The organism is Nocardiopsis oceanisediminis, from assembly GCF_048595525.1.
Lineage (GTDB): Bacteria > Actinomycetota > Actinomycetes > Streptosporangiales > Streptosporangiaceae > Nocardiopsis_A > Nocardiopsis_A oceanisediminis.
This window is the reverse complement of sequence record NZ_JAFMZJ010000001.1, coordinates 5,035,353-5,051,805: the sequence shown is the minus strand read 5'-3', so window position 1 is coordinate 5,051,805 and position 16,453 is coordinate 5,035,353. Positions and strand designations below refer to the sequence as shown.

The following is a 16,453-nucleotide window of genomic DNA, read 5'->3' as shown; positions in this document are numbered from 1 at the left end:
GGGAAGCGCGGCCGAGGGCCAGGGGTGCGCCCCCGGCCGCGCGAAAAGGGGCCGGGGCGTTCGACGCCCCGGCCCCTCCTCTCAGTCTCCGGACCGGTGTCCGGCGGGCTCGCTCCCGGTCACTCCTCGGACGAGGCGGCCTCCGGAGCGGGGGTCTCCTCGGTGGCGGCGGCCTTCTTCGGCGCGCGGCGCTTCTTCACCGGACGGGAGTAGTCGACGAGGGGCTCGTAGCGAGTCTCGTGCTCCTTCTTGCACTCCTCGCACGCGTCGACCTCGCGGACCGTACCCTCCCAGGCGAACTGGACGACATCCGTCGCCTCGACCTTCTCGTCGCGGACGGCGTGCGGGTCGCAATACTTGCGCGTGAAGACCTCGGTGACCACGGCGGTGGCATCCCTTCGGTTCGGTGCGGGTGCGGACTGACGAAATCATACACACGTTCGAAGGGCTCTCAGGTGGCGCGCGTACCCGGAATCGGGGCGCACTGAGGGGTTCTCCGGAAGCCTAGCGAATCGGCGCCCGCGGGGTGGCGCCGGAGCCGGGCGCGCCGCACCGCATGACGGAAGTCACGTGCGCCGCTGCGACGGGGCGCCCGATTTTCCTTTCCAAGGAAGATTTCATCTGGTTTGATGATGCTCCGGCGCTGCGGCGTCGCCCACCGTCACCTACCCCGCTGGAGTGAACGAGCATGACCGAGAGCACCCGCAGGGCCCTGGGGCCGGCCGCGGACGCCACCGCGCTGATCGCCCGGGCCGTCATCGGCGTCGTCTTCATCGCGCACGGCTGGCAGAAGGCCTCCCAGATGGGGCTGGCCGGTACCACCGAGATGATGGCCGGCATGGGGATCCCCCTCCCGAGCGCCGCCGCGGCCTTCGCCATCGCCGCCGAGATCGGCGGCGGCCTCCTGCTCCTGCTCGGCCTGCTGCTGCCGCTGGCCGGGCTCGTGCTGGCGGGGCAGATGGCCGGCGCGGTCTTCTTCGCGCACGCCCAGGGCCCGCTGATCGGCGAGGGCGGGATGGAGCTGCCGCTGGTGCTCGGCGCCGCCGCGCTCGCCCTGGGCTTCGGCGGCGGCCGGATCGCCCTGGACCGGCTGCTGCCCTGGGGGCGCCCCTCGGCCGGCGGGCGCGCCCGCTCCGCCGAGTCCGCCGCGGCCTGACCCCGGACCCTCCGCGCCCCGCTGCGGGCCCGCTCTCCGGCGGGCCCGCTTTTTCGTGCGCGGAGTTCCGGAAGCGGCGCCCCCGAACGCACATTCCTTTTCCCCCGCCGGTGAATTCACCCCTTTTTCGGAACAACGCCGCGGGGGGACGCGGCGCTGTATATCGTTTGCCTCCACTGCGCGCCGTATTTCCGCGGCGCTTCGCCGTGCCCGCGTTCTCCGTGCGCGAGCGCGCGGGGGCGGTGTTCCGCGAGGGGGAGGAACGAATGGTCGATTATCTGGAGGGGACGACCGGGCGAAGAGGGGTGCGGCCGGGCGCGCCCGGTACGGCGGAGGCGCGCTTCGCCGTACTGCGCCGCCGGTACGCCGCGTACACCGCGGTCCTGGTGGTGCTCTTCCTCGGCTGGTACGCCGCCTACCTCCTGCTGTCGGTGTTCGCCCGCGACCTGATGGCGGTGCGGGTGGCCGGCGCGGTCAACGTGGGGCTGCTGCTGGGGATCGGCCAGTTCGCCACCACCTTCCTGCTCGCCTGGGCGTTCGTCCGCTGCGCCGAGCGCCGGCTGGACCCGATCGCCGACGAGCTGCGCCTCCGCGCCGGAGAGGTGGGCGGCCGATGACGGCCGGGCTGGACGCCGTGCACCTGTGGACGCTCGGCCTGTGCGGCCTGTTCATCGCGGTGACGCTGGGGATCACCGTGTGGGCGCGGCGCAGCACCCGGGGCGCCGTCGACTTCTACGCCGGCGGGCGCTCCTTCGGCGGCACCCAGAACGGCCTCGCGCTCACCGGGGACTACCTCTCCGCCGCCTCCTTCCTGGGCATCGCCGGGCTGATCGCGCTCCGCGGCTACGACGGCTTCCTCTACTCCATCGGCTTCCTGGTCGCCTGGCTGCTGGTGCTGCCGATGGCCCAGCTGATCCGGAACAGCGGCCGGTACACCATGGCCGACCTGCCGGGGTTCCGGATGCGCCGGATGAGGGTCCGGCTGGCCTGCACCACCTCCACCGTCGCGGTCAGCACCGTCTACCTCATCGCGCAGATGGTCGGCGCGGGCGCCCTGGTCACCATGCTGCTCGGCATCGACCACGGCGGCACCTTCCTCGGCATGACCGGGGCCCAGACCCGCACCGCCGCCATCGTCCTGGTCGGCGTGCTGATGGTCGTCTACGTCATGTACGGCGGGATGAAGGCCGCCACCTGGCTGCAGATCATCAAGGCCGGGCTGCTGCTCACCGCCACCGGGCTGATGACCGCCCTGGTGCTGGCGGTCTTCGACTTCGACCCGAGCGCGCTGCTGGAGAGCGCCGCCGAAGCCAGCGGGAGCGGCCAGGCCTTCCTGGAACCGGGCCGGCACTTCGCGGTGGAGGTCGCCGGCGACCCGGTGCAGACCCTGGTCAACCGGCTCGACCTGTTCAGCCTGGGGATGGCCCTGGTGCTGGGCACCGCCGCCCTGCCGCACATCCTGGTCCGCTTCTACACCGTCCGCGACGGCAAGGCCGCCCGCACCTCGGTGAAGCGCACCATCCTGCTGGTCGGCGCGTTCTACCTGACGACGCTGGCACTGGGGTTCGGCGCCGCGGCGCTGGTCGGCCCGGACGCGATCGCCGCCCAGGACCCCTCCGGCAACGCGGCGGTGCCGCAGCTGGCCGCCGAACTCGGCTCCATCGTCGCCGGCCCGGCCGGCTCGGCGGTGATGCTGGCGTTCGTCTCCGCGGTGGCCCTGGCCACCATCCTGGCGGTCATCGCCAGCCTCACCCTGGCGTCCTCCTCCTCGATGGCGCACGACTTCTTCGGCCACATCCTGATGTGGGGCCGGTCGAAGGAGTCCCAGGAGATGGTGGTGGCCCGGATCTCCGCGGTGCTGGTCGGCGCGCTCGCCATCCTGCTGGCGGTCCGGGCCCAGCACCTCAACGTCGCCTTCCTGGTGGGGCTGGCCTTCGCCATCGCCGCCTCGGCCAACCTGCCGGTCATCGTGCTCACCCTGTTCTGGCGCCGGTTCAACACCCGGGGCGTGGAGTGGGGCGTCTACGGAGGCCTGGGCACCTCGCTGCTGCTGGTGCTGCTCTCCCCGGTGGTCTCCGGCAAGACCGACCCGGAGACCGGGGAGAGCCTGTCCCTGCTGCCCGCCGGGATCGACGTCCAGGTGTTCCCGCTGGAGAACCCCGGGCTGGTGGCGATCCCGCTGGGCTTCGCCTTCGCGATCGCCGGCTCGCTGCTCTCCCGGGAGAGCGACGGGGACCGGTACGACCGGATGCGGCTCCGCTCGCTCACCGGCATCGGCGCCAGCTGACCGCGCCCCGCGGCGGCCCCGGAGCGCCGGGCCGCCGCGCGGGGGAGGGGCGGTGTCGGAGCCCGGTGGCATGATCGGCCCATGACACGCTGGATCGCGCTGCTGCGCGGGGTCAACGTCGGCGGGCGCCGCAAGGTGCCCATGGCCGAGCTGCGCGAGGCGGTCGCCGGCCTCGGCCACACCGGGACCGCCACCCTGCTGCAGAGCGGGAACGCCGTCTTCACCCAGCGGGACGGGGCGCCCGGCGGAGAGGACGGGCTCCGCGCCGAGCTGGAGTCCGCGCTGGCCGAGCGGTTCGGGTTCGCCGTCGACACGGTGCTGCGCGACGCCGCCGGGATGCGCGCCGCAGTGCAGGCCAACCCGCTCCCGGTCGGCGACCCCTCCCGCTTCCTGGTGCTCTTCCTGCGCGGGGAGCCGGACGCCGCCGCGCTGTCCAGGCTGGACACTGCCGCCTACGCCCCGGAGGCCATGGCGGTCGGCGCCCGGGAGCTCTACTTCGACCTGCCGGACGGCCTGGGCCGGGCGAAGCTGCCCGACGCGGCCGCGCGCGCCCTGGGCGGGGCGGTGGCCACCGGCCGGAACTGGCGCACCGTGCTCCGCCTACTGGAAATGACGGAGGAATAGCGCATTTCGGGCGGCTGTTGCCATTCGGCGGGCGCGGCCGCGCCCGCCGAACGAGATAGGGGACAACGCCCGTGCGCGTCGACATCTGGTCCGACATCGTCTGTCCGTGGTGCTACATCGGCAAGGCCCGGTTCGAGCGGGGGCTCGCCGCCTTCGCCCACGCCGACCGGGTCGAGGTCGAGTTCCACAGCTTCCAGCTGGACCCCTCCGCGCCCGCCGAGCCCGAGCCGGTGCTGCGCGTGCTGACCGCGAAGATGGGGCTCACCGAGGAACAGGCCCGCTCCGCCGAGGCCGGCGTCGCCGAGAACGCCCGCGGCGAAGGCCTGGACTACACGACCGACCGGCCGCACGCCAACACCGCCGACGCCCACCGGCTGCTGCACCACGCCAAGGCCGAGGGCGTGCAGAAGCGGATGGTCGAGGCGCTCTTCGCCGCCCACTTCGGCGCAGGTGAGGACGTGTTCGGCACCGAGGAGCTGGTCGCCCTGGCCGAGCAGGCCGGCCTGGACGCCGGGAAGGCCCGCGAGGTCCTGGAGGGCGGCGCCTACGCCGACGAGGTCCGCCGGGACGCCGAGGAGGCCCGAGCCATGGGCGCCACCGGCGTCCCGTTCTTCGTGGTCGACTCCCGGTACGGGGTCTCCGGCGCCCAGCCCGCCGAGGTGTTCACCCGGGTGCTGGAGCAGGCCTGGGCCGAAGCCCACCCGCAGGCCCCGGTCATGGTCGGCGGCGACGGCGGCGGTGAGGGCGACGCGGACGGCTGCGCCGACGGCGCGTGCGCGGTCCCCGGGAGCTGACGCCGCCGAGGCGCGGACCGGGCCGGTAGCATCGCGGTGCCCCCCAGCCCTCCCGGAGGACCGATGCTCGTTCTCGCCCATATCAGCGACACCCACCTCGACGGAGGCGGGCGCAGCGCCGAGCGCGTCCGCCGGGTGATGGGCCACATCCGCGCCCTGGAGCGCCCGGTCGACGCGATCGTGCACACCGGCGACGTGGTCGACGTCGGGCTGCCGGAGGAGTACCGGCAGGCCGCCGAGGAGCTCCGGGCCGACGTCCCGGTGCTGCTCTGCCCCGGCAACCACGACGCCCGCGCCCCGTTCCGGGAGTTCCTGCTCGGGGAGGAGCCCGCGGACGGGCCGGTCGACGGGGTGCACCGGGTCGGCGGTGCGCTGGTCGCGGTCTGCGACACCTCGGTCCCCGGCGAGCACTGGGGGCGGCTGGCCGACACCACCCTGGACCGGCTGGAGAAGGCGCTCGCCGCGGCTCCCGCCGACGCTCCGGTGGTCATCGCGCTCCACCACCACCCGGCGGACCTCGGCATCCCCTACGTCGATGACATCCGCCAGCGCGACGAGCACCGGCTGGCCGCGCTCATCGAGCGGTACCCGCAGGTCGCCGCGGTGCTCTGCGGGCACGCGCACACCCCGGCGGCGACCGCGTTCGCCGGCCGCCCGCTGCTGGTCGCGCCGTCCGTCGCGCCCCCGCTGCGGATGCCCTGGGAGCCCGCGCCGCCGACCGGGGACGACGCCCCGCCGCCCATGCTCGCCCTGCACCTGATCGGCGACGACGGCCGGATCACCACCCACTTCCGAACGGTCTGAGATGCGCCGCTACACCGGGGACGACGGTCCGGAGAGCGAGCTGCCGTCCGGCGACGTCACCGAGGGCGTGGTGCGGGCGGGCGGCACCGTGCGCCGCCCGCCCCAGCCGCAGAGCCCGGCCGTCGCCGCCTACCTGGACCACTTGGAGCGGGCCGGGTTCGACGGCGCCCCGCGTTTCCTCGGCCGCGACGCGCAGGGCCGGGACGTGCTCACCTTCCTGGACGGGGAGCCGGCCGGGAGCCCGCCGGAGCCGTGGGCGGCCGATGACGCCCTGCTCGCCTCGCTCGGCCCGCTGCTGCGCCGGCTGCACGACGCCTCGGAGGGGTTCCTGTCCGGTACCGGTTTCGCCGCCCCGGACGGCGGGGTGTGGCGCCGCGACCAGGTCCCGGTCGCCGTTCCGGTGCCCGACCCCGACCCCGAGCCCGAGCTCGTCTGCCACTTGGACGTGACCCCGCAGAACGTGGTGGTGCGGGAGGGGAAGGCGGCCGGCCTGATCGACTTCGACCTGGCCGGCCCGGGGACCCGGCTGCTGGAGGTTTACAACACCGCGATGCACTGGGTGCCGCTGTGCGCGCCCGAGGACGTGTACCCGGACTGGCCCGCCGCCGACCGCCCGGCCCGGCTCCGGCTGCTGGCCGACGCCTACGGCCTGGGGGAGGCGGAGCGGAGGGCCCTGCCCGACCTGGGCGTGGACCGCTGCGACAGCGGCCGGGCCAGGATGAAGGCCTCCGCCGAACTCCTCGGCGGAGGCTGGGCCCGGATGTGGGAGGAGGGCGTCGGCGACGTCATCCTGCGCCGTCGCGCCTGGCTCACGGAGAACCGAGAGGTTCTGCTGGACGCCCTGCTCGGCTGAGCCGGGCGGGGTTCAGAGGAGGCCGGTCTTCACCTGCTGGAGGAAGGCGGCCCAGGTGCGGGGCGGGTATTCGAGGTGGCCGAGCTCCCTGTTCTGCGTGTCCCTGACCAGGACGGTCGGGCCTTCGGCCACCTCGACGCAGCTGCCTTCCCCCGAGCTGTAGCTGCTCTTGTGCCACGTTCGCTGCTCACGGCCGTTCTCGTTCATCGATTTCCTTCCTGATCTTGCGGATCAGCTTCACGGTAGCCTCCTGGGACAGCGCTTCTGCCTGGAGGTTCCCGAAGATGGTCATGCGTCGCTGCACGTCTTGGAGTTTTTCCATCAGGACCTCACCGCCCGAGTACTCGGCGGAAGCGAGCGGAGGATTGTCCGGAAAGGTGTAGACCCGGAACGGGCCGGCCGTACCGGGGTGGCGCCGGGCAGCCGGAGGGGTCGCTTGGAATCGGATTCTGCCTTCTTCGATGAGGGTGAGCACACTGTCGAGCTGCCCTGCCTGGATGCGCTCATCGCCGACGATGCGCCCTAGAACGAACGCCTCGACCACGATGGAGACGAGCGGTGGGTGCTCCCGGTGCAGGATCTCCTGCCGTTCCATCCTGGACTCGACCATCCGCTTCACCTCGGCCGGTGATTTCCACGGCGTCGAATCTTCGATGGTCACCTTCGCGTAGTCGGCTGTCTGGATCAGGCCAGGGATGATCTGACACTGATACTCGCGCAGCTCTGACACGCCCCGCTCCAGCTCTGGCACCTGTTCATACCAGGAGGGCAGACTCTCCGGGGTGTTCGCCGCCTCCCAGGCGCGGACCAGGCGTCCGTTCCCGTTGAGCAGGCGGTCGAGTTTGGTGACCTGCTCCTCGCTCATCCCGCGCTTGCCGTTCTCCCAGGCGGAGACGTGTGCCGGGACGACGTTCATCTGGGCTGCCACCTGGCGCTGGTAGAGCCTGGCCTTCTTCCGAAGGACGGTTATCTGAGATCCCAGCTTGCGCCAGCCGGGCTTGCCTCGATTCTCCATTCATCCCCTCCAGGAAACCGCGAAAGAAACCGATACAACCGGCAACCAACACTAAGTCAACCGGGGCAACCGCTTCCGCCCTTTCTTCAACCTTGTGGATGAATCTATGGCCATCCGATTACGGGCCATCCAAGGTGTTGTCCACGGACACACCGATTGGACGTGATCGACGTGGTGATGACCTCTTCCCCACAGGGCTCCAATGAGTTCGGCCCGTTGCTGCCTCTCCCCGCCGTTCCCGACGATGAAATGGGGCACGGATACAGTGCACTCCAGGTCAACCGGCTGGCCGCCTGGGCCGCCCGGGAATGCAACTGGGTCAACGGCATGGCCATGGAGCACCGCGCGCTGACCGCCTGGGAGGCGATCTGCGAGCACCTCGCCCTCGCCCCCACCCGCCCCGAGGAGACCGAGCTGATCGCCACCGGCTGGAAGGCGATGAAGTCCGAGCACTACCAGGACCTCAAGTCCCACGGCTGGGGCGGCCAGAACAAGAAGCTCATCTCCCGCGCCTTCCTGCGCTACTGGACCGACCACTCCGCACCCACCCGCAGTCCGGAGGACGCGGTCGTGGACCGGATCGCGCTGGCCCAGATCTGGGCGGCGCTCCGCCCCCGGCACCGCGACGTGCTCACCGCGCTGGCCGTCCACGACGACCGGCGCGCCGCCGAGCGGTCGCTCGGCATGGACCCCGTGACCTTCGCCCGCGCGCTGGGGCGGGCCCGGCGCGCCTTCTACGCGCTCTGGCACGAGCACGAGACCCCGTCCAAGATGTGGGGCTACGACCGCCCCGGCGCCCGGCACCAGAACGTCATGTACCTGGTCCGGCTCCGCAAGCGCAAGGCCGCGCAGCGCAGGGCCGAGTCCCGCCCGCGCGGCCGGATCGGCCGCCCGCCCAAGGACATCGGGATCTCGGCCCGGGGGCTGCTGGAGCGCTGGGAGTCGGGGGAATCCTACTCCGGGCTGGCCCGCGCTTTCGGCGTCAGCAAGGAGATGATCCGCGACCGGATCCTCCGAGCTGAGGCCGAGCGGGCAGAGGTAGAGCGGGCGCAGACGGAGCGGGTCGGAGTCCCGGCCTGAGAGAGTTCCGGGAGCGCGGCCGGTTCCACACGCTGACGCGCCCCACGGGGCGGGGTTCAAGCAGCGGCGACGGCAGAGGCAGGGCCGGGGCGGAGGCGGTCGCCCGGGCGCGGCGCCCCGCGGAGCGAAGGTCAAAGCAGGCGGCGAAGGCAGCGGTGGGGACCGGCCGGTCGGTTAGGCGCGGCGCCCCGCAGAGCGAAGGTTCAAGCAGCGGCGACGGCGGCGGTAGGGGCGGGGTGCGGGTGGTCGCCCGGGTGTCGGGCCCCACGGGGTCGGGGTTCAAGTGGGCGGCGAGGGCGGGAGTGGGCGGGGCGACGTGTGCTCCCGGCGAGGGGAGCCGGCCCGCCTGCCCGCGCCCGCCAGGGGGCCTTATCCCTGTATGCCTGGTTTGCGGCGGGGATCGGGCGGGGGTGGGGGCGCCCTGCGCGCCGCGAGAGCACCCCGATTACATCTACCAGCGAGTAGTAAGCCCCGAAGCCCCCACCGCCCTCGCACCGATTACCCAGAGTGGCCAAACGAGGCCTCTCGAGAGAATAAAAGCGGCATTCCGCCCCTGCCTCTACTCTCCCCGGGTTTCGGCCCTCTGCTCTGCGGCCTTGCGGGCGGCTCGAACCCCCGATAACCGGCCCGATCAGGGCAATCCGGGCCTCTAGAGACCTGTTCCGGGCCGGGATGCGCGCTCAGGAATCACCGGGGTGCTCTCGCGGTGCGCAGGGCACCCCACCCCACCATCACTCTGCGTATTCACCCGGGTCAAAGAGGTGCAGCGGTTTCAAAGGCGGCCGACCCCGGTACCGGGGCGACGCGGGCGCGACGATCCCGCCGCCCGGCCCGCCCCGGCTGCCCTGCCTCGCTCTGCCGTGCCGGACCGACCAGCCGGTGCCCACTGCCGCCGTCGCCGCCCGCTTGAGCCCCGGCCCCGTGGAGCGCCGTGCTCGGGCGACCGCCTCCGCCCCGCCCCTACCTTCGCCGCAGGCCTGAGCCTTCGCTCCGTGGGGCGCCGCGCCCGACCGACCAGCCGGTCCCCTCCCCGCCGTCGCTGCCTGCTTGAACCCTCGCCCCGTGGGGCCCGCGCCCGGGTGACCGCCTTCGCCTCGCTCCTGCCGCTGCCGTCGCTGCCTGTTTGGGCCTTCGCTTCGCGGGGCGCTGCACCGGACCGACTGGCCGGTGCCCCTTCCTGCCGTCGCTGCCAGCCTGAGCCGTCACCCCGTGGGGCCCGCGCCCGGGTGGCCGCCTGCGCCCCGCCCCTGCCGCTGCCGTTGGCGCCCGTCTTGACCTTCGCTCCGCGAGGTGCCGCGCCCGACCGACCGGCCGGTGCCCCTCCCCGCCCTCGCCGCCAGCCTGAACCTCCGCTCCGTGGGGCCCGCGCTCGGCCAAGACGCTCGGCCAAAACGCTCGGCCAAGACGTCCAGCCGAAAGGCCGCCGGGAAACGCGCCGCGCCGCCTCGGAGGGGTCCGGGGCGGCGCGGGGCGGGTATCGGGAACAGGGGGCCGGGGGCGGCGGTGCCGCCTTCGGGCCTCTATTCAGAGCGGTCCTCTAGAGCAGCCCGGGGGCGGTGAGGCCCTCCGGCAGCCGGGAGGCGGCCGGGCGGTCGAGCAGGAACAGGGTGCGCGAACGCCCCCGGGCGCCCGCCGCGGGGACCTGGACCGGGCCGGCCTCCGGGTCCAGGGCCAGGCGGACCGCCTCCGCCTTGGCCTCGCCCGAGGCCAGCAGCCACACCTCGGCGGCGGAGCGGATCGTCGGCAGGGTCAGCGAGACCCGGGTGGGCGGCGGCTTCGGTGCACCGTGCACCGCCACCACGCTCCGCTCCTCCTCGTACAGCGCCGGCTGCTCGGGGAAGAGCGAGGCCACGTGGGTGTCCGGCCCCACCCCCAGCAGGCACACGTCGAACGCGGGCTCGCCCGGGCGGGCGGCGGCGCGCAGCGCCTCGGCGTAGCGCTCCGCACCGGCCTCCGGGGAGTCGCCGCCCGGTCCGTCCGGGCCGTCCGGGGCGGGCATCGCGTGCACCCGCGCCGGGTCCAGCCCCACCCCGTCCAGCAGCGCCTCGCGGGCCTGGGTCTCGTTCCGCTCCGGGTCGCCGGCGGGCAGGTAGCGCTCGTCCCCCCACCACACGTCCAGCGCGCCCCAGTCCACGGCGTCCCGGGCCGGGGCCTTCGCCAGCTCGGCCAGCACGGCGATGCCGATGCCGCCGCCGGTCAGCACGATCGACGCCGACCCGCGTGCGGCCTGCGCGTCCACCAGGCGGGTCACGATCCGGGCCGCGGCGGCCTTGGCCAGCAGCCCGGCGTCGGGGTGCACGATCACGGCGGGTGCGCTCACTGGCGCGCCTCCTCTGCTCCCAGGGTGCCGCCCTCGACCAGTCCGGTCAGGTGGGCGGCGGTTCTCTCGTACATCTCGTCGGGGTCCAGCCGGCGCAGCTCCTCGGAGAGCGCCTCGGCGGCGCGGCGCCGGGCCAGCGCCACCGCCTGGTCCGGCTGCCCCGGCCGGGACAGCGTCGCCACCCGGCCGTCCATCCGGTGCAGCATGATGTCCCCGGCGTCGGTGGTGAGCCGGACCGCGGTGATGCCGGGGCCGTTGGAGGCGGACCGCCGCACCGGGACGTCCAGCTGCCGGGAGAGCCAGGCCGCCAGCAGCTCGGCGCTGGGGTAGTGCGGCTCCGCGGTCACCTCGGCGCCGGTCACCCAGCCGGACGGGTGGTCCATGGCGCTGGCCAGCATCGACCGCCACGGGGTGAGCCGGGTCCAGGTCAGGTCGGTGTCGCCGGGGCGGTAGGCGCGGACCCGGGCGAGCAGGTCCTCCAGCGGCTCGCCGGCGCGCAGCGCGTCGGTGATCCGGCGGTGCGCCAGCCGGCCGATCGGGTCGGCCGACGGGTCGCGCGGGCCGGGGCCGGGCCACCACGCCACCACCGGGGCGTCCGGCACCAGCAGCGGGGTGATCACCGAGTCGGCGTGCTCGCCGAGCGGCCCGTAGAGCCGCAGCAGCAGCGCCTCCCCGGGCCCGGAGGTGCCCGGCCGGCGGATCTCGGCGTCGATCGCCGGCTCGGCCCCGGGGTCGCGCCGGATCAGCGCGATGATCCGGGACGGGTGCTCCCGGCCGGCCTCGGTGGCGGCGCGCACCGCGTCGTAGTGGTCCGCCTCGTCGGTCACCACCACCAGGGTGAGCACCATGTTCATCGCGCCGCCGCCGATGCTCAGCCGCTCGGCGGAGAGCGCCTCGGCGACCTGGGCGGTGTCGGTGCGCGGCAGGTACAGCGTCATCGCCGGTCCTTCCGGTCGTCGTTCCCGGTCACGGGCGCCTCCACTGGCGCCCCTCGCGGGCCAGCATGGCGTCGGCTGAGGCCGGGCCCCACTCGCCGGAGCGGTACTGCTCGGGCTGCCCGGAGGCGGCCCAGTGCCGCTCCACCGGGTCGAGGATCTCCCAGGACAGCTCCACCTCCCGCTGGCGCGGGAAGAGCGGCGGGTCGCCGATGAGCACGTCCAGGATGAGCCGCTCGTAGGCCTCCGGGCTGGCCTCGGTGAAGGACTGGCCGTAGGCGAAGTCCATGGTCACGTCGCGGACCTCCATGGCCGCGCCGGGCACCTTGGAGCCGAACCGCATGGTGACGCCCTCGTCCGGCTGGATCCGCAGCACCAGCGCGTTCTGCCCCAAGTCCTCGGTGTCGGTCTGGCTGAACACCTGGTTGGGGGTGCGCCGGAAGACCAGCGCCACCTCGGTGACCCGGCGGCCCAGCCGCTTGCCGGTGCGCAGGTAGAACGGGACCCCGGCCCAGCGGCGGGTGTTGACCTCCAGCCGCAGCGCCGCGTAGGTCTCGGTGACCGACTCCGCGGGGATGCCCTTCTCCTGCAGGTAGCCGCAGACCTCGGCGCCGCCCTGCCAGCCCGCCGCGTACTGGCCGCGGGCGGTCCCCGCGGACAGGTCCTCGGGCAGCCGCACCGCGGAGAGCACCTTCTCCTTCTCGGTGCGGATGGCGTCGGCGGTGAAGGAGACCGGTTCCTCCATCGCCACCAGCGCGAGCAGCTGCAGCAGGTGGTTCTGGATCACGTCGCGGGCGGCGCCGATCCCGTCGTAGTACCCGGCGCGCCCGCCCACCCCGATGTCCTCGGCCATGGTGATCTGCACGTGGTCCACGAGGGTGCGGTTCCACAGCGGCTCGAACAGGGCGTTGGCGAACCGCAGCGCCATGATGTTCTGGACGGTCTCCTTGCCCAGGTAGTGGTCGATGCGGAAGACCGAGTGCGGCGGGAAGACCTCGTCCACCACCGCGTTGAGCTCCTGGGCGCTGCGCAGGTCGTGGCCGAACGGCTTCTCGATGACCACCCTGCGCCAGGCGTCGTCGGAGGAGGAGGCCAGCCCGGACCGCTTGAGCTGCTTGACCACGCTGGGGAAGAGCGCGGGCGGCAGCGACAGGTAGAAGGCGTAGTTGCCGCCGGTGCCGCGGTCGGCGTCGAGCCGGCGCACCGTGCGGGCCAGCTCGTCGAAGGCCTCGTCGTCGTCGAGCTCGCCCTGGACGAACCGCATGCCCTCGCTGAGCTGGCGCCACACGTCCTCGCGGAACGGGGTGCGGGCGTGCTCGCGCACCGCGTCGTAGGCGACCTTCGCGAAGTCCTGGTCCGCCCAGTCCCGCCGGGCGAACCCGACCAGGCCGAAGCCGGGCGGCAGCAGCCCGCGGTTGGCCAGGTCGTAGATGGCCGGCAGCAGCTTCTTCCGGGCCAGGTCGCCGGTGACCCCGAAGAGCACCAGCACGCTCGGCCCGGCGATCCTCGGCAGCCGCCGGTCCAGTTCGCTGCGGAGCGGGTTCGGGGTCGCCCCCGGCATCGCCGGTTCCTTCACCGGGAAACTCCTTCCAGGGATCCGACCGCCCGGCGCAGCTGCTCGATGCCGGCGGCGCGGTCGGTCAGGTGCAGGCGCACGGCGGGCCGGCCGCGCGCGTCCAGGGCGCCGAAGTCGCCCAGCGCCTGGGCGAGCTGGAGCCGGGCCATCCCGTAGGGGCGGCCGGGGATCTCCAGGTCCTCCGCGGACTCCGCGGTGATCTGCAGGAACACCCCGGCGGCCGGGCCGCCCTTGTGGTACTGGCCGGTGGAGTGCAGGAACCGCGGCCCCCAGCCGAAGGTGACCTGCCCGGCGGACGCGGTGGCCAGCCCGGCGCGCAGGCCCGCCGCCGGCGCGTCGCCCAGCCGGTCCAGGTAGGCCATGACGGCGAGGTAGCCGCCCCCGGGGACCGCGCCGAGCAGCCCGCGCAGCAGGCCGGCCAGGTCGTCGGCGCGCGGTGCGGAACCGGAGGCGTGCACCTGCACCGCGCCCTCGGTGAACAGCGGCTCGCCGGCCGGCAGCGGCCCGCCGCCGGCCCGCTCCAGCAGCGCCTTGGTGTTGTCCTTGGACTCCTGCACGTTGGGCTGGTCGAACGGGTCGATGCCGAGCAGCCGCCCGGCGACGGCGGTGGCGTACTCCCAGGCCAGGAACTGCGCGCCGAGCGCTCCGGTGACCTGGACCAGGGCGCCGCCGTCCGGAGCCGGGCCCGCCTCGGAGCAGGAGACGGGGAGCGTGTCCGGGGCGTCGGAGAAACCGGGCGCGTTGGCCCCCTCGACCACCACCGGCAGCACGCCGGTGCCCTCCTTGCCGGTGGACTCGGCGACCAGCTGCTCGATCCAGTCGCCCAGCCCGATCGGGGTGGCGGCGGCCAGCGCGGCCAGGTTCCGGCCGGAGGCGCCCAGCGCCGCGCCGAGCAGCAGGGCGGGGTTGTCCTTGCCCGCGGCCAGCGACTCGGCCAGCGCGGCCGCCTCGTCCAGCAGCGCGCCGACGTCCACCCCGGCCAGCGCGGTCGGCACCAGGCCGAACGCGGACAGCGCGCTGTACCGGCCGCCGACGTCGGGGTCGGCCAGGAAGGTGCGGTAGCCGCGCTCGGCGGCCAGGCCGGCCAGCGGCGAACCGGGGTCGGTCACCACCACGATGCGCCCGGCCGGGTCGATCCCGGCGTCGGCGAAGGCCTTCTCGAACACCCGGCGGTGGCTGTCGGTCTCCACCGTCCCGCCGCTCTTGGAGGAGACCACCAGGACGGTGCGGTGCAGCCGGTCGGCGGCCGCGGCGCGCACCTGCGCGGGGTCGGTGGTGTCCAGGACGGTCAGCTCCGCCCCGCGGGTCGCCGCGATCACCTCGGGGGCCAGCGACGAGCCGCCCATCCCGGCCAGCACCACCCGGTCCAGCCCGGCGGCGCGGTTCTCCGCGGCCAGCCGGGACAGCTCGGGCAGCAGCTCCCGGGAGGTGCGCGGCAGGTCGAGCCAGCCAAGCCGGACCGCGGCCAGCGCGGCGGCGTCCGGACCCCACAGGGTGCTGTCTCCCGAGGCCAGTGCGGCCGGGACCCCGTCGGCGGCCAGCGCGGCGACCGCTTCGGCGGCGGCCGCCGCGGCCTCGCCGCGCACCCGCACGACCAGGCCGCCGGCGCGGGCCTCTTCGACTCGGTTCTCCGTGCTCAACGTGCGTGACCCTTCTACATCAGCGAGTTGAATTCGGGGATCCCCGGTCCGGAGGAGCGGAGCCGGGGCGGGGCCGCCGGGGACCGGGCGCGCGCCGCGTCCCGCCGCCCGGAGGCCGGACCGGGCCCGCCCCGGGGAGGGCGGGCGCGGAGGGCCGCCGGGACCGTGCCCGGATGCGAAGGGCCGGGAACGCCGTGCGCGTTCCCGGCCCCCCGCGGGCGGCGGGAACGGTCAGACCGCGCCGAGCGCGGAGCGGACCTTGTCCAGCAGCTGCTCCCAGGACTTCTCGAACTTGGCCACGCCGTCCTCTTCGAGCAGGCGGAGCACGTCGTCGAAGTCGACGCCGGCGTCGGCGAGCGCGTCCAGGTCGGCGCGGGCCCCGGCGTAGCCGCCGCGGACCGTGTCACCGGTGATCCGGCCGTGGTCGGCGACGGCCTCCAGGGTGGCCTCCGGCATGGTGTTGACGGTGTCCGGGGCGACCAGCTCGGTCACGTACCGGGTGTCGTCGTAGGCGGGGTCCTTCACGCCGGTGGAGGCCCACAGCGGACGCTGCCGGTGCGCGCCGGCGGCCTCCAGCACCCGCCAGGACTCCGAGCCGAAGAACTCCTCGTAGGCCTGGTAGGCGAGGCGGGCGTTGGCGACGGCGGCGCGGCCGCGCAGCGCCTTGGCCTCGGGGGTGCCCTGGGCGTCCAGGCGCTTGTCCACCTCGGCGTCGACCCGGCTGACGAAGAACGACGCCACCGAGTGGATCCTGGACACGTCCAGGCCGGCCTCGCGCGCCTTGGCCAGGCCCTCCTGGAAGGCCTGCATGACGGCGCGGTAGCGCTCCAGGGAGAAGATCAGCGTGACGTTGACGCTGATCCCCTCGGCGAGCGCCCGGGTGATCGCGGGCAGGCCCTCGACCGTGGCCGGGATCTTGATCATCAGGTTGGGGCGGTCGACCAGCCACCACAGGGCGCGCGCCTCGGCGACGGTGCGCTCGGTGTCGCGGGCCAGCCGCGGGTCGACCTCCAGCGAGACGCGGCCGTCCCGGCCGCCGGTGGAGTCGAACACCGGGCGCAGCACGTCGGCGGCCTCGCGGATGTCGGCGCCGGTCAGCGCGCGCACCGCCTCGTCCACCGAGACGCCGCGCAGCGCCAGGTCGCGCAGCTGCGCGTCGTAGGCGTCGCCCTCGTTGAGGGCCTTCTCGAAGATCGTCGGGTTGGAGGTCACCCCGACGACGCTGCGCTCGGCGATCAGCTCCTTCAGGTTGCCGGTGCGCAGCCGGTCGCGGCTGATGTCGTCCAGCCAGACCGCGACGCCCTCACCGGAGAGCTCGCTCAGCGGGTTCGTCATCGACTTCTCGTTTCTCCCTCGAATGGGTCGTGCG

At 74.1% G+C, this 16,453-nt stretch carries 16 protein-coding genes; 8 read left to right on the top strand and 8 right to left on the bottom strand.

Annotated features, from left to right (window positions below):
* Window positions 1-119: 119 nt before the first annotated feature.
* The gene (locus J0910_RS22105; protein WP_420160457.1) at window positions 120-383 is read right to left on the bottom strand and encodes a hypothetical protein; all 264 of its coding nucleotides are present in this window, start codon (window positions 381-383) and stop codon (window positions 120-122) included.
* Between the two features lie 305 nt (window positions 384-688).
* On the opposite strand from J0910_RS22105, the gene J0910_RS22100 reads away from it, so the two are divergent.
* The 7 genes from J0910_RS22100 to J0910_RS22070 all read left to right on the top strand — a co-directional run bounded on the left by J0910_RS22100 (window position 689) and on the right by J0910_RS22070 (window position 6,518).
* A complete protein-coding gene (locus J0910_RS22100; protein ID WP_420160456.1) occupies window positions 689-1,156 on the top strand; it encodes a DoxX family protein in 468 nt (155 codons plus the stop codon).
* A gap of 266 nt (window positions 1,157-1,422) precedes the next feature.
* The gene (locus J0910_RS22095; RefSeq protein WP_420160455.1) at window positions 1,423-1,773 is read left to right on the top strand and encodes a DUF485 domain-containing protein; all 351 of its coding nucleotides are present in this window, start codon (window positions 1,423-1,425) and stop codon (window positions 1,771-1,773) included.
* Window positions 1,770-3,443 (top strand): solute symporter family protein, encoded by a 1,674-nt coding sequence (locus tag J0910_RS22090; protein WP_420160454.1) that lies wholly within the window; start codon window positions 1,770-1,772, stop codon window positions 3,441-3,443. Before J0910_RS22095 ends, J0910_RS22090 begins: the two co-directional genes overlap by 4 nt.
* Before the next feature lie 81 nt (window positions 3,444-3,524).
* Window positions 3,525-4,067: a DUF1697 domain-containing protein gene (locus J0910_RS22085; protein WP_420160453.1), complete on the top strand. Its 543-nt coding sequence runs from the start codon at window positions 3,525-3,527 to the stop codon at window positions 4,065-4,067.
* A 71-nt stretch (window positions 4,068-4,138) separates the two neighbouring features.
* Complete coding sequence (locus J0910_RS22080) at window positions 4,139-4,861, top strand: DsbA family oxidoreductase (protein ID WP_420160452.1); 723 nt, start codon at window positions 4,139-4,141, stop codon at window positions 4,859-4,861.
* Between the two features lie 63 nt (window positions 4,862-4,924).
* Entirely contained in the window at window positions 4,925-5,665 is a 741-nt protein-coding gene (locus J0910_RS22075; RefSeq protein ID WP_420160451.1) for a phosphodiesterase, read from the top strand.
* A gap of 1 nt (window position 5,666) precedes the next feature.
* Entirely contained in the window at window positions 5,667-6,518 is an 852-nt protein-coding gene (locus J0910_RS22070) for a phosphotransferase (protein ID WP_420160450.1), read from the top strand.
* 12 nt (window positions 6,519-6,530) lie between these two features.
* Here J0910_RS22070 and J0910_RS22065 read toward each other — a convergent pair whose 3' ends face one another.
* Together J0910_RS22065 and J0910_RS22060 are read right to left on the bottom strand one after the other, a co-directional pair.
* Window positions 6,531-6,725, bottom strand: a complete 195-nt coding sequence (locus tag J0910_RS22065) for a DUF397 domain-containing protein (protein ID WP_420160449.1) — start codon at window positions 6,723-6,725, stop codon at window positions 6,531-6,533.
* The gene (locus J0910_RS22060; RefSeq protein ID WP_420160448.1) at window positions 6,706-7,533 is read right to left on the bottom strand and encodes a helix-turn-helix domain-containing protein; all 828 of its coding nucleotides are present in this window, start codon (window positions 7,531-7,533) and stop codon (window positions 6,706-6,708) included. The genes J0910_RS22065 and J0910_RS22060 overlap by 20 nt, the downstream gene beginning before the upstream one ends.
* Before the next feature lie 162 nt (window positions 7,534-7,695).
* Between J0910_RS22060 and J0910_RS22055 the strand changes: the two genes are divergently transcribed.
* Window positions 7,696-8,613: a hypothetical protein gene (locus tag J0910_RS22055; protein ID WP_420162052.1), complete on the top strand. Its 918-nt coding sequence runs from the start codon at window positions 7,696-7,698 to the stop codon at window positions 8,611-8,613.
* A 1,537-nt stretch (window positions 8,614-10,150) separates the two neighbouring features.
* On the opposite strand, the gene pgl is transcribed toward J0910_RS22055, so the two are convergent.
* The 5 genes from pgl to tal all read right to left on the bottom strand — a co-directional run bounded on the left by pgl (window position 10,151) and on the right by tal (window position 16,419).
* A complete protein-coding gene (gene pgl / locus J0910_RS22050) occupies window positions 10,151-10,933 on the bottom strand; it encodes a 6-phosphogluconolactonase (RefSeq protein WP_420160447.1) in 783 nt (260 codons plus the stop codon).
* Window positions 10,930-11,871, bottom strand: a complete 942-nt coding sequence (locus J0910_RS22045; RefSeq protein WP_420160446.1) for a glucose-6-phosphate dehydrogenase assembly protein OpcA — start codon at window positions 11,869-11,871, stop codon at window positions 10,930-10,932. Before J0910_RS22045 ends, pgl begins: the two co-directional genes overlap by 4 nt.
* Window positions 11,872-11,899: 28 nt before the next feature.
* On the bottom strand, window positions 11,900-13,429 hold the full coding sequence (zwf, locus tag J0910_RS22040) for a glucose-6-phosphate dehydrogenase (RefSeq protein WP_420162051.1): 1,530 nt from the start codon (window positions 13,427-13,429) through the stop codon (window positions 11,900-11,902).
* A gap of 11 nt (window positions 13,430-13,440) precedes the next feature.
* Window positions 13,441-15,084, bottom strand: a complete 1,644-nt coding sequence (locus J0910_RS22035; RefSeq protein ID WP_420160445.1) for a glucose-6-phosphate isomerase — start codon at window positions 15,082-15,084, stop codon at window positions 13,441-13,443.
* A gap of 231 nt (window positions 15,085-15,315) precedes the next feature.
* Window positions 15,316-16,419: a transaldolase gene (gene tal / locus J0910_RS22030; RefSeq protein ID WP_420160444.1), complete on the bottom strand. Its 1,104-nt coding sequence runs from the start codon at window positions 16,417-16,419 to the stop codon at window positions 15,316-15,318.
* Between the last annotated feature and the right edge of the window lie 34 nt (window positions 16,420-16,453).

Excerpts from the sequence above, each read along its gene's own strand:
- J0910_RS22100 (WP_420160456.1), top strand. The coding sequence starts at position 689 with ATGACCGAGAGCACCCGCAGGGCCCTGGGGCCGGCCGCGGACGCCACC.
- J0910_RS22095 (WP_420160455.1), top strand. The coding sequence starts at position 1,423 with ATGGTCGATTATCTGGAGGGGACGACCGGGCGAAGAGGGGTGCGGCCG.
- J0910_RS22090 (WP_420160454.1), top strand. The coding sequence starts at position 1,770 with ATGACGGCCGGGCTGGACGCCGTGCACCTGTGGACGCTCGGCCTGTGC.
- J0910_RS22085 (WP_420160453.1), top strand. The coding sequence starts at position 3,525 with ATGACACGCTGGATCGCGCTGCTGCGCGGGGTCAACGTCGGCGGGCGC.
- J0910_RS22075 (WP_420160451.1), top strand. The coding sequence starts at position 4,925 with ATGCTCGTTCTCGCCCATATCAGCGACACCCACCTCGACGGAGGCGGG.
- J0910_RS22070 (WP_420160450.1), top strand. The coding sequence starts at position 5,667 with ATGCGCCGCTACACCGGGGACGACGGTCCGGAGAGCGAGCTGCCGTCC.
- J0910_RS22065 (WP_420160449.1), bottom strand. The coding sequence starts at position 6,725 with ATGAACGAGAACGGCCGTGAGCAGCGAACGTGGCACAAGAGCAGCTAC.
- J0910_RS22060 (WP_420160448.1), bottom strand. The coding sequence starts at position 7,533 with ATGGAGAATCGAGGCAAGCCCGGCTGGCGCAAGCTGGGATCTCAGATA.
- J0910_RS22045 (WP_420160446.1), bottom strand. The coding sequence starts at position 11,871 with ATGACGCTGTACCTGCCGCGCACCGACACCGCCCAGGTCGCCGAGGCG.
- zwf (WP_420162051.1), bottom strand. The coding sequence starts at position 13,429 with ATGCCGGGGGCGACCCCGAACCCGCTCCGCAGCGAACTGGACCGGCGG.
- tal (WP_420160444.1), bottom strand. The coding sequence starts at position 16,419 with ATGACGAACCCGCTGAGCGAGCTCTCCGGTGAGGGCGTCGCGGTCTGG.